13 protein-coding genes are annotated in these 14,400 nt (G+C 42.2%); 6 read left to right on the top strand and 7 right to left on the bottom strand.

All coding sequences use genetic code 11. The features are described from left to right. Positions 1 to 11: 11 nt before the first annotated feature. The 3 genes from VIM89_RS13915 to VIM89_RS13905 all read left to right on the top strand — a co-directional run bounded on the left by VIM89_RS13915 (position 12) and on the right by VIM89_RS13905 (position 1,488). Positions 12 to 386 carry a DoxX family protein gene (locus VIM89_RS13915; RefSeq protein WP_488156772.1) on the top strand — a complete coding sequence of 125 codons (375 nt, stop codon included), beginning with the start codon at positions 12 to 14 and terminating at the stop codon, positions 384 to 386. 26 nt (positions 387 to 412) lie between these two features. Next, positions 413 to 1,012 carry an FMN-dependent NADH-azoreductase gene (locus VIM89_RS13910; protein ID WP_488156771.1) on the top strand — a complete coding sequence of 200 codons (600 nt, stop codon included), beginning with the start codon at positions 413 to 415 and terminating at the stop codon, positions 1,010 to 1,012. A 116-nt stretch (positions 1,013 to 1,128) separates the two neighbouring features. Next, positions 1,129 to 1,488, top strand: a complete 360-nt coding sequence (locus VIM89_RS13905) for a SnoaL-like domain-containing protein (RefSeq protein WP_488156770.1) — start codon at positions 1,129 to 1,131, stop codon at positions 1,486 to 1,488. Here the strand turns inward: VIM89_RS13905 and VIM89_RS13900 are convergent. The 5 genes from VIM89_RS13900 to VIM89_RS13880 form a co-directional block, all read right to left on the bottom strand. Beyond that, the gene (locus VIM89_RS13900) at positions 1,485 to 2,045 is read right to left on the bottom strand and encodes a DUF4199 domain-containing protein (RefSeq protein WP_488156769.1); all 561 of its coding nucleotides are present in this window, start codon (positions 2,043 to 2,045) and stop codon (positions 1,485 to 1,487) included. The genes VIM89_RS13905 and VIM89_RS13900 overlap by 4 nt on opposite strands. Before the next feature lie 112 nt (positions 2,046 to 2,157). After that, complete coding sequence (locus VIM89_RS13895) at positions 2,158 to 2,661, bottom strand: response regulator transcription factor (protein WP_488156768.1); 504 nt, start codon at positions 2,659 to 2,661, stop codon at positions 2,158 to 2,160. A 192-nt stretch (positions 2,662 to 2,853) separates the two neighbouring features. Further along, a complete protein-coding gene (locus tag VIM89_RS13890; RefSeq protein WP_488156767.1) occupies positions 2,854 to 3,237 on the bottom strand; it encodes a DUF3037 domain-containing protein in 384 nt (127 codons plus the stop codon). Then, the gene (locus tag VIM89_RS13885) at positions 3,224 to 4,009 is read right to left on the bottom strand and encodes a HipA family kinase (protein ID WP_488156766.1); all 786 of its coding nucleotides are present in this window, start codon (positions 4,007 to 4,009) and stop codon (positions 3,224 to 3,226) included. Before VIM89_RS13885 ends, VIM89_RS13890 begins: the two co-directional genes overlap by 14 nt. 102 nt (positions 4,010 to 4,111) lie before the next feature. Next, positions 4,112 to 5,740: a carboxylesterase/lipase family protein gene (locus VIM89_RS13880; RefSeq protein WP_488156765.1), complete on the bottom strand. Its 1,629-nt coding sequence runs from the start codon at positions 5,738 to 5,740 to the stop codon at positions 4,112 to 4,114. 120 nt (positions 5,741 to 5,860) lie between these two features. On the opposite strand from VIM89_RS13880, the gene VIM89_RS13875 reads away from it, so the two are divergent. The 3 genes from VIM89_RS13875 (at position 5,861) to VIM89_RS13865 (ending at position 8,225) form a co-directional block, all read left to right on the top strand. Then, on the top strand, positions 5,861 to 6,595 hold the full coding sequence (locus tag VIM89_RS13875; protein WP_488156764.1) for an NUDIX hydrolase: 735 nt from the start codon (positions 5,861 to 5,863) through the stop codon (positions 6,593 to 6,595). A 121-nt stretch (positions 6,596 to 6,716) separates the two neighbouring features. Then, positions 6,717 to 7,094 (top strand): hypothetical protein, encoded by a 378-nt coding sequence (locus tag VIM89_RS13870; RefSeq protein ID WP_488156763.1) that lies wholly within the window; start codon positions 6,717 to 6,719, stop codon positions 7,092 to 7,094. Positions 7,095 to 7,190: 96 nt separating this feature from the next. Then, on the top strand, positions 7,191 to 8,225 hold the full coding sequence (locus VIM89_RS13865; protein WP_488156762.1) for a hypothetical protein: 1,035 nt from the start codon (positions 7,191 to 7,193) through the stop codon (positions 8,223 to 8,225). 653 nt (positions 8,226 to 8,878) lie between these two features. Here the strand turns inward: VIM89_RS13865 and VIM89_RS13860 are convergent. Together VIM89_RS13860 and VIM89_RS13855 are read right to left on the bottom strand one after the other, a co-directional pair. Beyond that, complete coding sequence (locus VIM89_RS13860) at positions 8,879 to 13,207, bottom strand: two-component regulator propeller domain-containing protein (RefSeq protein ID WP_488156761.1); 4,329 nt, start codon at positions 13,205 to 13,207, stop codon at positions 8,879 to 8,881. A gap of 187 nt (positions 13,208 to 13,394) precedes the next feature. Further along, the gene (locus tag VIM89_RS13855; protein WP_488156760.1) at positions 13,395 to 14,378 is read right to left on the bottom strand and encodes a GlxA family transcriptional regulator; all 984 of its coding nucleotides are present in this window, start codon (positions 14,376 to 14,378) and stop codon (positions 13,395 to 13,397) included. Positions 14,379 to 14,400 lie beyond the last annotated feature (22 nt).

Genomic DNA, 14,400 nt, shown 5'->3' with positions numbered 1-14,400 from the left:
AAATACAAAAGATGAAAGCAATTAAAATTACTTACTGGGTCACAACGGTTATCGTGGCCATAATGATGATATATTCTGCCTATGCTTATTTAACACAGGATGCCATGGTACAGGCATTCCATCACCTGGGATATCCTGATTATTTCCGGGTTGAGCTGGCAATTGGGAAAGTGATCGGCGCTATATTATTGATAGCTCCTGTTTCTGCACGCATTAAAGAATGGGTTTATGCCGGTTTCATTATCACTTTCGTATCCGCCTTTATTGCCCACACCGCATCAGGTGACCCGGTTAATTATCGCGTGATGCCGGTGATATTCCTGGTCCTGCTGGTCACTTCTTATATCACTTATCACAAACGCAACCCTGTTTTACAAACTGCATAATCTGATAACTTTTATAATATACCAAAATGAAAAAGATACTAAATGTCATATCCAGTGCAAGGGGCGCAGCCTCAAACAGCACTCAATTAGTTAATGCTATTAATGAAAAGCTCATCAGCCAATATCCAGGCAGCGCTGTTAAGGTGCGCGACCTTGTGGAGCACCATTATCCTCACCTGGAAGAATCGCACTTAAACGCTTTTTATGCGCCTGCTGAAAATGCTACACAGGAGTCTAAAGAGGCTGCTAAACATTCTAATGAGGCCATAGAGGAAGTATTTGAAGCGGACATTATTGTGATCGGTGTTCCGATCTACAACTTTAATATTCCTTCTGCGCTTAAGGCATGGTTAGATCATATAGTTCGGGCAGGCAAAACATTCTCTTATCAGTCGGGACGTCCTGAGGGTTTGATAAAGGATAAAAAGGTTTATTTGGCTATTGCCTCAGGTGGGATTTATTCGGACGGACCAATGAAGTCTTATGACTTTGCTGAGCCTTACCTGAGAACGTTATTTGGATTCCTCGGTGTTACGGACATCACTACTTTCCGGGTTGAGGGTGTTAATATGCCGGATCTGAAAGAGACTGCGTTGCAGAAGGGGATTGAGAGTATTGTATTGTAATCTCAGCCTCACCCTGCCCTCTCCAAAGGAGAGGGTTTTAAGTTTAAGTCCTCTCCTTTGGAGAGGACTTAGGTGAGGCAACCCAAACAATAACTATCCGTCCGGGTTATCCTATCATGTTCACCATTCACGAAATTGCCAACGGTTTAAAAGAAATGCTTAGCGAACAGAAGTTTGTTGAAGCCTATCAATTACTGTTTTCAGAAGACGCCGAGAGTATCGATCCATTAAATACAAGTGGTCAGCCTTTAAAGGGGCTGATCACTTTATTGGACCGTGAAAAAGATTTTTTATCGCGCGTTACTGCCATCCACAAGATCACTTTATCCGAACCAATCATTGCAGGCAGCTACTTTACCATGAGCCTTAAAATGTCCTTTGAGGTAAAGGACCAGGGTCACATGGAAGTAGAAGAAATATGCCTTTATAAAGTGAAAGATGGTAAGATCGTCAGTCAGCAGTTTTTTATCGGCTAACCAACGCTTGCTGTTGCGATCATATTATCCGGGTTCGACTTGCGCTTTAGTATCACAGCGGCCAGCAGTGACATGATGAGTCCAACGGGCAATATCTCGATATAAGTATACATCGCGTTAAACAAAGGGTTCCTGTACATTTCGCCGTTGCTTTTATTAGCAATCATTTGTTGCTGAATCTGAGCCTGGGTGGCACCACTTGCTTTCATTTCGCGAATGATATGGGCCGAATACTTCTCATAAAAGTCAGGAATAAAAAAGTAATAGTCGATTTGCCATACGATCACATACATGGTTGAGGCTACCAACGTAATGAGCAGGCCAATTTTCAATGCTTTTCCAAAAGAGATAGTCCCGTCGTTGTGCTTATCACGATAATTCCTTACGCCTACAAATATCATCGAGAAAGCAATAACCATGCTGCTGTAGCCCAGCAGCATACTGCCTATGCCGCCCTCAAAGTCGGAACCTCCAATACAGCCGGAAATAGATAGCAGCATCATGGAGGTGACGATTAAACCGGCTATTAATCCGCAAATAATAATGATCTTTTTCATTTTGTTTTAAGTTTTAGTTTGCTCAAAATTGAATAAAGGGGTATTATTTCCGGTCATACTTTAGGGTGATTTTGCAGAAAGTACTGCGTTTTGGTACTAAAGTATGAGTGGTTTAAGGTATAATGCACAAGCGTTTCGCCATATCCACAGCCTGTGTGCGGCGTTTTACTTCCATCTTCTCGAATATTTGTGCCGAATGGGTTTTGATAGTATTCAGCGACACAAACAGTTTTGATGCAATTTCCTGGTTGCTTAATCCATCGGCCATTAGTTGCAATACTTCCAGCTCGCGCTTGCTCAGGTTAAGACGGCGAACTTCTTCTTCATTCAAAATAAAATCAGGACCGGCTGTCAACACTATTTTCTTCTCGACGATGACCGTTTCCACCTTAGGTTTCCTGATCTTCAATGCAAGCCAAATGCCTAATGCGGTAAACAGCACCGCTATAATGCCAAGATAAACATCCAGTTTCTGATCGAGCAGTATATAGCGTGTCTCCAGCCATTTTAACAGGAATAATAAAACAGCCAGGGCAATACCGTAAATAATGATTTGTTTATTTTTTGACAAATGACCGATATCTAAAATTACCCTAAAATAATATTTAGAAATCATATTTGTGATATAGCGATAGGTTTGAATTGAAGAGAGTACAGCGACAAAAATCCGGTGTCATGCCGAATTTATTTCGGCACCCCACAGGACATTCACACGTGCTTGGTGTGCGATTTGCAGGTAGCAGACCTTTCTATCGCATACTTTTATGATGGGGTGCCGAAATAAATTCGGCATGACCTTTCTTTGCTATTATAGCACAAGCTGATTATATAGCTTCTCAATAGTTTCTTGCGGATCAACACACAATCCCGGATGCACTTTTGAAGTTTGCACCACCGTACTGCGTGTAGCGCTAAGCCAGCGAAAACGTGATGGCATATCCAATTGGGCTATTGGGCCGCCATCCTTACTTCCCCGGCATATTTCTGCAAAGGAATGAAGGTGGCCTTTCAAGTCGTCAATATCTATCTTGTTGGAGAAAGAGCAAAGGCGTTTTTCATCGACTGCGCAAAGGCATTGCAGGAATTTCAGCTTAGGGCAATAGAGAATCACCCCTACATTGAGGAACTCTTCGCGCTCCACCTGCGGCACCACGCGGATAACAGCATACTCAAACAGGTTATTCTCTTGCATGTTGCGCCTCCTTTACAAAAATAGACGATGCCGCTATACGGGTTTCCAAAAATTGCGCATAAACTGACCGCACTTCATCCGGTTCTTCCAGCCACTCCCCTTTTATCCATTCATCTGGTACTAATGAAACGATAGTTTGTATTACATCTGGTGTCAGGATCGATTTGAATTCTTCATCAACAGTCTCCAGTTCCGATGCTTTGGATAACAATACATGATCTTTTATCTGCACAAATGGGCGCGTTGCCTGCTCTTTCCAGTTATCCCACGAGTGATGGAAATATAAAGAAGCGCCATGATCAATCAGCCATAACTCCTTGTTCCAGGTAAGCATATTAGTATTGCGCGGCGTGCGGTCGACATTGGTCAGCAAACAATCCATCCAAACTATCTGCGAGGCCAGTTTTGGGTCGACTTTAGTTACTACCGGATCAAAGGTTATTGCACCCGACAAATAGTGCAAAGCCAAATTCAAACCGACGCTGGCTTTTAGCAGATCCTGTATTTCTTCATCAGGCTCAGTACGACCGAAAGCAGTATCTAAATTGGCAAACACAATTTCAGGAACTTTAAAACCCAATGCCCGCGCAATTTCTCCGCCTATCAGTTCTGCGATCAGAGCCTTTACCCCCTGCCCTGCACCACGAAACTTGAGAACGTACAGGAAACCATCATCCGCCTCAGCAATAGCAGGCAATGAGCCACCTTCACGCAATGGGGTTACATAGCGGGTTACATTTACGGTACGCAATTCGGGGGTTTTAAAAGTCATGCAGTTTTAGTTGGCAACAAAGCTAAAAAATCGAGATCAATAAAAAAGCTGTCCTGAAATTCATCGGGACAGCTTCAAATTTATAGTTAGGGTTAGTTTAGTTTACCTTTTTTGAAATTGCTGATCGAGGAAACGATACCGTTCAACTGTTACCGGCTCCATTTTGGTTTCCACATTGATAGCAATACTTTGCGTAACAGCGCCTTTATTGGCCTCCCATTTTGGTAAACCTTTGCCATTGGGGTTACCGGTTTTGATAAAGTTGGCGAAATAGTCTTCCATGGTTTTTGAAACTTTAAAATCCTCAGGTTTCCAGTCATATACTTTATTGCCTGGCAGGTTTCCCATGGCATACTCAATTTCAGAAGCATGAGATGCACCCGGATATACGGCTGGAGCTTTTTTCTGAGCATCATCAGCTCCGCCTTTAACCACGCCGCCTGCTAATCCTGGCTTTGCGTTGCCCATTGAGGCTACCATTGCAGGGCGCTGCTTTCCGAAAATATAAGTGTATACCGGCTTGCCGCCTGTTTTTGCAACCTCATCTGCCCATTTCCAGGTGCTGTAAACGATGAAGCGGTCACTGGCTAATTCTGTGGCTGATTTGATCGCCTCCTCCGGCGTGGTACCGGGATATAATTTCAATACTTCATCGGCATTATCCGGATAAGTTTGCTTTACCTTTTTCAGATAATTCTCAGGTGTCGGTGCATCACCCCACATTAAAAACTGGTAAGGAACCTCAGCCGAGTTCCATCCCGCAAGCAACGGCACATGTGCCTGTTCTCCAGCTGCGAATATTTCATTCGGAGTTTTATCTAAAAAATAACCGTCCACAGTAGGCGACATAGGTGGCATTCCCTGTTTGGAAGCCATCTCCAAAAGCTGATCTGCCGGGATAGCACGCAATGCAGCTAACGAGGTTGCGTTGACTTTTTGACCGAAGGCAACTCCATTTTTCTCACCATCAGCCAATGGAATAGCCGGGATAGTCGGTGCGATCATACCGCCGCTTTCACCGATTGCTCCTGCAATCAGGTTTCTTGATAAAGGCGATGCCATTTGCGCACAAACTGCTATTGATCCTGCCGATTCTCCCGCAATGGTGATCTTATCGGGATCTCCCCCAAACGCTGCAATATTTTTCTTCACCCATTTCAATGCAGCATGCTGATCCAGCAGACCGTAATCGCCTGATGCATGATGAGGTGATTCGGCTGTCAGTTCAGGATGAGCCATAAAGCCAAATACGCCAAGACGATAATTCACTGTTAATGAAACGATTCCTTTTTGGGCCATGCTTTCGCCATCGTATCGTGACTCAGAGCCATCACCTGCAACAAAACCTCCTCCATAGAAATAAACTAATACTGGAAGTTTTTCTTTTGCTGATTTGGCCGGAGTCCAAACATTCAGGTACAGGCAATCTTCGCTCATCCCTGCAGAACGGAACATCATATCGCCAAACACATTCTTCTGCATCGCATTATTGCCAAAATGATCTGCTTTGCGCACACCGTCCCAGTTTTTTACGGGTTGGGGCTCTTTCCAGCGCAGATCGCCCACAGGAGGTTGTGCAAACGGGATACCTTTGAAGCTGCGGATACCGGTAGTTCCATTTGTCGTGCCCTCCAGTATGCCGTTCTCAGTTTTCACCTGGTTATTTTGTGCAAATACATTACTGCAACAGAACGTTGCGAATGCCAGTAACACAAGAGTTGATTTTCTCATGATCTATTTGATTTAATAATTGGTTTGAAACAATTCAGATTATTATTGTAACATTGTGTTACAATAATAAAAATAGAAGAGCAGAATATCAAATGATTACTGTATTTTCCGTAAAAATATATGAGCAAGGATAAACCAGTCGAAAATGAAACCGGAACCGCGGGTACCGACTTTATGCACGGACTGGCTATTGATGCTGTAATATTTGGTTTTCACGACCACCAATTAAAGGTTTTGCTGATGCGTTATAATAAAACTGGTGTGGTTGCCCTACCGGGCGGGTTCATCCACAAAAAAGAAAACCTGAATGATGCGGCCAACCGGATAGTGAGCGAACGAACCGGATTAAAAGATATTTACCTGGAACAATTCTATGTGTTCGGCGATCATGGACGATCAGACCCGCAGCCGATGAAAGATATCCTTACTGCTAACAACATCAAGCACGATGATAATCACTGGCTGCTGCAAAGATTTATATCGATAGGCTATTACGCTTTGGTTGATTTTACCAAAGTCGTACCCAAGCCGGATACTATATTTGATAGTTGTGATTGGTACGATCTGACTGCTATCCCCAAACTGATGCAGGACCATAATTCGATCATTCAAAAAGCATTGTGCTCACTCAGGTCTGATTTGGATAATAAACTTATCGCCTTTAACCTGATGCAGGAAGAATTTACCTTAGGGGATTTGCAAATCCTGTACGAAACCATTTTAGATAAAAAACTGCTCCGCCCCGCCTTCCAGCGCAAAATGCTTAGCCTCGGTATTTTAGAGCGGGTAGCCAAAAAATGGACCGGGGCTGCTCATAAAGCGCCTTATTTGTACCGTTTTTCTAAAAATATTTAATAGTTCAGGTTCCTTGTCTCCACAAGACGCGATGCATGGCGTCTCTACAATTATTTTTTATATTTATAGTACTATGTATTGGATAGTACTATAATATTTCTATATATTTGTTTATTCATCAATGACGATCAATAAAAAAGATATGGAAAAATCAGGAATAATTATGCTGGTAACCGGCATAGTCAGTTTGGCGGCATGCACGTTGGGGCATCACCATCACACCACAGTGGTTGAAAAGAGTAATAATCATTATCTGAAAATTGAATACTCCGGCGACATTAGTTTTAATAATGCAGGAACAGCAATCGCAAGCATTTCACGAAATGGCTATGTAGAATACCAGAACGATGACAAAAAACTGGAAGCAAAAAATGACGGCCATGGAGGTGTCAGCTACGAATTATATGAGGGATACGATAAGCTCCCGCTTGATAGTAAAGGCAAAGAGTTTATAGCTGATGCTGTTAGAATAATGATAGAAAAGACCCGGCATCGTTAATTTTCGGGTTATATAATCCCAAAATGTGGATAAATACATTGCCTTATAATTAATGGCAGTATAACCTTTTTGTTACAATTGCCGTTACAGGTGGGTATGAGGTCAGTATTGTATACTACTTTTGTCCTCCTTTTCCTGGTCTTTTCGGGCTGCAGCAAAAAAGAAGGAACTACCCCCGGCGATCAAAATGGTTCAAAAGGAACCAATGGCAATACCACAGGTACCAATAACAGTGGCAATACTGGTACCGGTAATACCTGTAACGTGCAATTAGCCGATGCGGAAAGCATAGAAATCTTTCCTGCTGATAACCCCTGGAACCAGGATATATCTTCGGCTGCTGTCGATCCAAACAGTTCACAGATCATTGCAAACTTTAGCAGTTCAAAACTGAAAGCCGATTTCAGCAGCGGGTTGTGGGATAATGCACCTATTGGTATTCCTTACACGGTAGTTTGCGGCAGCCAGCCTAAAGTGACTGTAACTTTCAGGGCCAATTCAAATGATGGCAATTACGGCAGTGAAAGTGACCCAGGACCATACCCTATACCGTCTAATGCTCCCATTGAAGGCAACGGTCAAGGCGATTCACATGTGCTCGTGGTAGATAAGGATAATGATATTTTGTATGAGCTCTACAACGCGAGCTATACCAACGGGCAATGGCAGGCATCAAGCGGTGCTATTTTTAATCTAAAATCTGATGCATTAAGACCTGATGGCTGGACCTCAGCTGATGCAGCTGGTTTACCTATTTTTCCGGGATTGGTTCGATATGAGGAAGTGTTAAAAGGCAAGATCGATCATGCTATACGTTTCACGCTTCAATCAGCTAATGTAAAACCAAACTCGTATATATCACCTGCACGTCATGGTGTTGGCAGCAGCGGCGGACAATATTCTTTACCTTTTGGTGCGAAACTGCGCCTGAAAGCTAACTTCAATATCACTGGTTATTCAGCTAACCTGCAAGTTATACTCACTGCTATGAAAAAATACGGTATTATCCTGGCTGATATCGGCAGCAACATGTATATCAGCGGCGCACCTGATGACCGTTGGGATAATGATGATCTTCAAAAGCTTGGACAGATTGCCGCTTCGAATTTTGAGGTGGTTAAGATGAATTGATTCTTCTGTTTGTTTGTGCGGTGATGTCATGCTGAGGTACTCGAAGCATGGTGAGCAATGACGTAGCCGGTTACATCTTATCTAATATTTTTAACTCTATAGCAAATTTTAAAACTCTATCAAAGTCAAACATTAGTGTATTTACATTTACGTATATAATAGATCCTTTTGTATCCTTGAACTTTACGATTAACCTATCAAAACAATACTGTGGCAGGAAGAGTGTTCCACCAATTGTTTTCCTCGAGAAAAAATCATAAAATCCCTTCTGGTAATCTATCGTTTTTATGTCTTTAATAGGAATAGTTTTGCTTTTTAGAAGCGGATTAAAATAACGCACTTTAATAAATTCTTGAGTCATTGTAATAACGCAACAAAAACGACAGAATTGGATATAGAAGATGAAGTTTAAAGGTAATAGATAAATAATCCAAACCCAATTTGTTATCGATTCAAATAAAAAGAGAATATTGATTGCCACCAATATAATTATACTGATTGGCGGCCTTGTCTTTAATAGAAGTTCATTACTTTTAAATCCCTCCATTATCAGACTGATTATTTTCATAGAGATTTAAAACGGAAGAATACATTTTAGGTTTTGCACCCTAAAAGTAGAAAATTTTAAATTATCGCAAAGGAATTGCCGCAATTTAACGTGTTAGCAAACCTTTTTTAATTGAATGGGCCTCCTTCAGGACAGCTACCAGTACCTCTAATTTGAGTGGTTTAGAGATGTAATTATCCATGCCTTTGCTCAGGCAGATTTCACGGTCTTCTGCCAATGCATTTGCGGTCATGGCTATGATATAAGGTTGCGTCACATCCAGTTTGCGGATATGCCCGGTTGATGCAAAGCCATCCATTTCAGGCATTTGCACGTCCATCAATACCACATCATAATTGTGTTCTGATACTTTATGTAAAGCTTCAAGGCCGTTTTGCGCCATGGTGGTTTTATAGCCCAGTTTAACCAAAATACGCTGTATCAGCATCTGGTTTACGGGGTTGTCTTCGGCTATCAGGATATCTAATGGATATTGATTGCCAAATTCAGGATCAAGAACGCTTTCGGTCTTTTCTTCAACCGGCTTTACAACTTCCTTGCGTTCGCCCAGTTCAGCATAAATACTCTTTAGCAATTGATTTTGTTTCACTGGTTTTACCAGCACCGACGCAAAAAGTCCCGGATATTTTTTACGGTTCGTGTCACCAATCGAGCTCAGCATGATCACCGGTATCGGGTGCTCAGATGCTTTAATTGCACGTGCCAGTTCGGCGCCATCCATATCAGGCATAGCCATATCCGAAATAACCAGGTTAAAACCACGGTCTTCAGCCAGGATATCCAAAGCTGCTTGTGCTGATTTGCAGGTAACTGTTTGCAGTTTCCAGTGCTCCAGCTGAGTTTTTAAAATGACAAGGTTGGTGTCGTTGTCGTCAACAACCAAAATACGCTTGCCTTCAATATTGGCTATACCCGGCATCAATTGCAGTTCGGTATTCGGTTTATCGCCAGCTTTGGTGCGGATCGTGAAGTTAAAGGTAGAGCCCTCGCCCAGTTTGCTTTCAACCCATACATTACCGCCCATCAGTTTTACCAGGCGTTCGCTGATGATCAACCCAAGGCCTGAGCCACCGTATTTGCGTGTGGTAGACGAGTCGACCTGAGAAAATGCCTGGAATAGGGTTGGTAATTTTTCTTCCGGTATGCCTATGCCGGTATCTTTCACACTAAAACCTATTTCGATCTGATCATCAGCAATAGCCTGAGACAGAAATACTTTGATAAATACCTCACCCTGGGATGTGAATTTAATCGCGTTATTGATTAGGTTGATGATCACCTGTTTTAAGCGCAAACTATCGCCTATTACGAAATGCGGCAAGTTAAAATCGATCTGGTAGATCAGGTCGAGGCGTTGCTCAGCAGCTTTTTGCGAGAACATATCCATAATCTCTTCGATGCTTTGACGCAGGTCGAATTCTTCTTCCTCTATGTCCATCTTACCCGATTCGATCTTGGAGAAGTCAAGGATGTCATTGATCACATTCAGCAAGCTATCACCGCAATTGATGATGGTTTCAGCATATTCACGTTGCTCGTTATTCAACTGAGTTTCGGCCAATAAAGAAGCCATACCGATCACACCGTTCATCGGCGTCCTGATCTCGTGGCTCATCGTAGCCAGGAAGATGCTCTTGGCCTGATTGGCCTTATCTGCTTCCTGGCGTGCATTATATTCCTGGTTTTTCTGATCTTCCAGTTCTTCGGATTGTGTCTGCAATTCTTCGTTCAGCGATTGCAGCTCTTCAGACTGTGCCTGCAGTTCCTCATTCAACGCCTGCAAATCTTCGGACTGTGCTTGCAGCTCTTCAGTTTGATGCTGAATTACGGCGGTACGATGTTTTACTTCAGCCTCAAGCTTAGCTTTTTGTTTGATGATGCTGCGAACACGGTAACGATAAAAACCGTAGATCGATGCTATTACAAATACGCCCGCCAGAGTCTCAAACCACCATGTTAACCAGAATGGCGGCACAACAGTAACTTTCAGGCTTAAAGCTTTCGACCATTCGCCCGAAGTGTTCTGACTCTTTACTTTAAAGGTGTAATTGCCCGGAGGCAGGTTGGTATAAACTGCGGTATTCTTATTGCCTACATAATTCCATCCTTTATCAAACCCCTCGAGGACGTAGGCGTAGTTCTTTTTCTTGGGCGACAGATAATCCAGCGAAGCATACTCAATTGAAATAACAGACTGGTCATGTGATAATGTGACCGACCTGGTTTCGGAAATATCTTTTTTAAGCGGGGATGGGTCATTCTTGTCCTTTGCGACATCAACTGATTTATTGAACACTTCAAAATCAGTCAGCACAAGCGGCGGATTATATGGCGTATGAACAATATGATCAGGGAAGAAGGAATTAAAGCCGTTTACCCCGCCAAAATAGAATGCGCCAGTGCTGCTTTTCAGTGCGGCATGCTGTTTAAACTCATCGCCCTGCAAACCATCTTCGGTTGTATAATTTTGGAATTTGCTGGTTTTCGGGTCATACATGGCAATACCATTGTTGGTACTTACCCATAAATGCCCTTTGTCATCTTCAAGCACGGCCTGTGCATAGTCGTTCGGCAAGCCATCTTTTGTTTTGAACACCGTGAAATGATGGGTTACGGGATCAAATTTGTCCAGTCCGCTTAAGGTACATATCCAGATACTCCCTAAATGATCCTCGTAAAGATCAAGAACTGTATTGCTGCTAATGCTATTAGTATGATCGTTATGCGGGAAACGTTTGAATGAGTTTGTCTGAGGATCAAAAAGATTTAGTCCGGCATCATCGGTACCGATCCACAAATTGCCTTTGCTATCACTTAAAAGCGAGTTGATCCGGTCGCTTCCCAAACTGGTCGGATCTTTTTCAATGTTCTTAAAATGCGCAAAAGTGTTGCTTTCAGGCTGATACAGGTTTAACCCGTCGCCAAACGAGCCCAGCCATATTTTTTTATCAGGAGTTTGCGCTATAGCATAAATATTATCGCCGCTTATGCTATTCGGGTTGGTCGGATCATGTTTAAATACCTTAAATTTCCTGGTTGCCGGGTTCATTACATTCACCCCATTACCCCAGGTACCTATCCAGATATTACCCTGATCATCAGGTTTAATATCTAATATATTATTACCGGATATACTATTTTTATCAGCAGGATTATTTTTGTAGACGGTAAAGTTGTTCGATTTCAGGTTAAACATATTCAAACCGCCACCGTCGGTACCTATCCAGATATTATAGTCCTTATCCTCATATAAACTCAGCACAAAATCATTGGAAAGCGAATTTGGCTGCGCGTTATGCTTGTAGTGTTCAAAATTGCTTGTGTTCTTCTTGTACAGGTCTATGCCTCCGGCAAAAACGCTTAACCACATATTGCCTGCTCTGTCTTTCAGAATAATATCTACCGAGTTGTTGGCAAGGGTAGTATTATCTACATCATCGTGATAATAGCTTAAAAACTGATCCCACTCGGGCGTATAAATGCTTAATCCGCCATTTTCCGTTCCTATCCACAGGTTATGGCTGTCATCCTCTGCAATACTCTGGATACTATTGTGTACCAGGGAATTTTTGTTGTGCGGATCATGCACAAAATGTTTAAACGTATGAGTAGTTGAATTATAAAGATTTAATCCTGCACCCTGTGTTCCTACCCATAAATTATGCCGGCTGCCTTCAAAAAGGGTAGTTACTTTGTTTCCTGAAATTGATTCAGGGTTTGACGGCTCGTTTTTAAACCTGGTAAAATTATTAGTGCCGGGGTTAAATAAGCATAGTCCCTCGTTATCAGTACCTACCCAAACATTATTTTCATGATCTACATAAACTGTCATGATTGCATTGTCAGACAAACTGGTAGAATCGTTTGAATTGAAATAGTGTGTGCTTTTGCCCGTTTTAGGGTCGAATAAGTTCAGGCCATCCTTTTGGGTAGCCACCCATATTTTACCTGATTTATCAAGGGCCACTTTACTTACAAAGTTGCTGGAGATAGAGCTTTTGTCTTTTTCGTTATGCAGGTAACGATGAAAACGGTTGGTATTCCTGTCAAATTTATTCAGCCCTCCGCCAACAGTTGCAACCCAGATATTACCTTGCTTATCCTCGATTATATCCTGAACATAGTTATTGCCAATGCTGGTATTATCCTTAGCGTCGTATCGGAATATTTTAAATTTGTATCCGTCATACCTGTTTAAGCCATCCGCGGTACCGATCCAGATAAAACCACGGCTATCCTGCAACAAGCAGTTTGGGTTAAGCTCCGAAAGACCTTCGGCAGTACCAAAATGAGTAAAATGTAATTGCTGATTTTGCGCAAATGCAAATGTTGATACCACCAGTAAAATAGCAGTAAAATAATATCTGATCTTCACACCCCCTATGTTTCCAATCAAATTACCCGGTCTGGCCATTAATTTTTATTAATCAGGTTTTAGACAGCGTTGCTGGTTTGCTGTATTTACACTTATACGCAAACAACAATAGATTGGTTATGGAGTAATTCGCTGGTTTTTAATCCGATACTTACCGTATTAAAACCTAAACCGTCATACTTATTTACAGCAAAAACATACTGAGGTAAGCCAGGATTTAGATGATTTACACTGCAACTGCAGCATCCTTATTATACTTATTCCGGTAGTCGACAGGCGGCATGCCTGTGATACGTTTAAACACATCGCGGAATGCTTTGATGTCGGTGTAGCCTACATCATACATCACTTCGTAAATGGTCTTCCTGCTGCTCTCGAAACTTTTCTTAGCTGCTTCTATTTTCACGCGTTGGATGTATTCGACTACCGTGTTATGGGTCGATTTTTTAAACCGGCGCTCAAAGGTACGGCGCACAATGCTGAACTTATCTGATAATTCGTCTACAGATATTTTGTTGTGGAAATTATTTTCGATGTATTCCTGGGCATTTTTAACCACCTCATCTTCATGATCTTTTTGTCCCTGGAAAATAATAAACGGCGACTGATCATTCCGTCCCATATCGATCACAAAAAATTTGGAAGCCAGGATAGCCATTTCTCGGGTGGTGTATTTTTCAACCAGGTACAAAAGCAGGTTCCAGTAAGAATTTGCGCCACCGCTTGAGTAAACGTGATTTTCTTCGGTGATAACCTTCTCGTCAACTAAATCGACTTCAGGAAACATATTCCTGAACTCATTTGCGAACAGCCAATGGGTTGAACATTTTTTACCATTTAATAAACCTGTCGAAGCCAGTAAAAATGCACCAAGGCATAAACTGGCTACTTCAGCACCGCGGCGGTATTGTTCCTGTATCCATGGAATAAACTCTTCGTTTACTTTTATCGCTGCATTCAAATCGCCGCTTAATGGGGGAACGATGACCAGGTCAGATTTTTTTACTTCATCCAGCAATAAATCAGGGCGGATAGTAAAAGCACCATCGTTCAGCCTTACTTCCTTGCTCAACCCTACCAATTGAACATTGAACAACGGCGGTTTACCCGCATTTTTTAGAAAATTATTTATTGCGGTAAACATATAGCGCGGATCGGCTATACCTTGTAATACAGCACTTTCGAGCACCAGGATGGAAACTGTTTTCATGTGATATTCAGCTAAAGTAGTT

Origin of the sequence: Mucilaginibacter sp. (genome assembly GCF_036568825.1) — a bacterium.
GTDB lineage: Bacteria > Bacteroidota > Bacteroidia > Sphingobacteriales > Sphingobacteriaceae > Mucilaginibacter.
This window is presented reverse-complemented; position numbering and strand designations above follow the sequence as displayed.

What these genes read in the sequence shown, in the direction of transcription:
- VIM89_RS13915 (WP_488156772.1), top strand. Translation starts at nt 12, where the DNA reads ATGAAAGCAATTAAAATTACTTACTGGGTCACAACGGTTATCGTGGCC.
- VIM89_RS13910 (WP_488156771.1), top strand. Translation starts at nt 413, where the DNA reads ATGAAAAAGATACTAAATGTCATATCCAGTGCAAGGGGCGCAGCCTCA.
- VIM89_RS13905 (WP_488156770.1), top strand. Translation starts at nt 1,129, where the DNA reads ATGTTCACCATTCACGAAATTGCCAACGGTTTAAAAGAAATGCTTAGC.
- VIM89_RS13900 (WP_488156769.1), bottom strand. Translation starts at nt 2,045, where the DNA reads ATGAAAAAGATCATTATTATTTGCGGATTAATAGCCGGTTTAATCGTC.
- VIM89_RS13895 (WP_488156768.1), bottom strand. Translation starts at nt 2,661, where the DNA reads ATGATTTCTAAATATTATTTTAGGGTAATTTTAGATATCGGTCATTTG.
- VIM89_RS13890 (WP_488156767.1), bottom strand. Translation starts at nt 3,237, where the DNA reads ATGCAAGAGAATAACCTGTTTGAGTATGCTGTTATCCGCGTGGTGCCG.
- VIM89_RS13885 (WP_488156766.1), bottom strand. Translation starts at nt 4,009, where the DNA reads ATGACTTTTAAAACCCCCGAATTGCGTACCGTAAATGTAACCCGCTAT.
- VIM89_RS13880 (WP_488156765.1), bottom strand. Translation starts at nt 5,740, where the DNA reads ATGAGAAAATCAACTCTTGTGTTACTGGCATTCGCAACGTTCTGTTGC.
- VIM89_RS13875 (WP_488156764.1), top strand. Translation starts at nt 5,861, where the DNA reads ATGAGCAAGGATAAACCAGTCGAAAATGAAACCGGAACCGCGGGTACC.
- VIM89_RS13870 (WP_488156763.1), top strand. Translation starts at nt 6,717, where the DNA reads ATGACGATCAATAAAAAAGATATGGAAAAATCAGGAATAATTATGCTG.
- VIM89_RS13865 (WP_488156762.1), top strand. Translation starts at nt 7,191, where the DNA reads ATGAGGTCAGTATTGTATACTACTTTTGTCCTCCTTTTCCTGGTCTTT.
- VIM89_RS13860 (WP_488156761.1), bottom strand. Translation starts at nt 13,207, where the DNA reads ATGGCCAGACCGGGTAATTTGATTGGAAACATAGGGGGTGTGAAGATC.
- VIM89_RS13855 (WP_488156760.1), bottom strand. Translation starts at nt 14,378, where the DNA reads ATGAAAACAGTTTCCATCCTGGTGCTCGAAAGTGCTGTATTACAAGGT.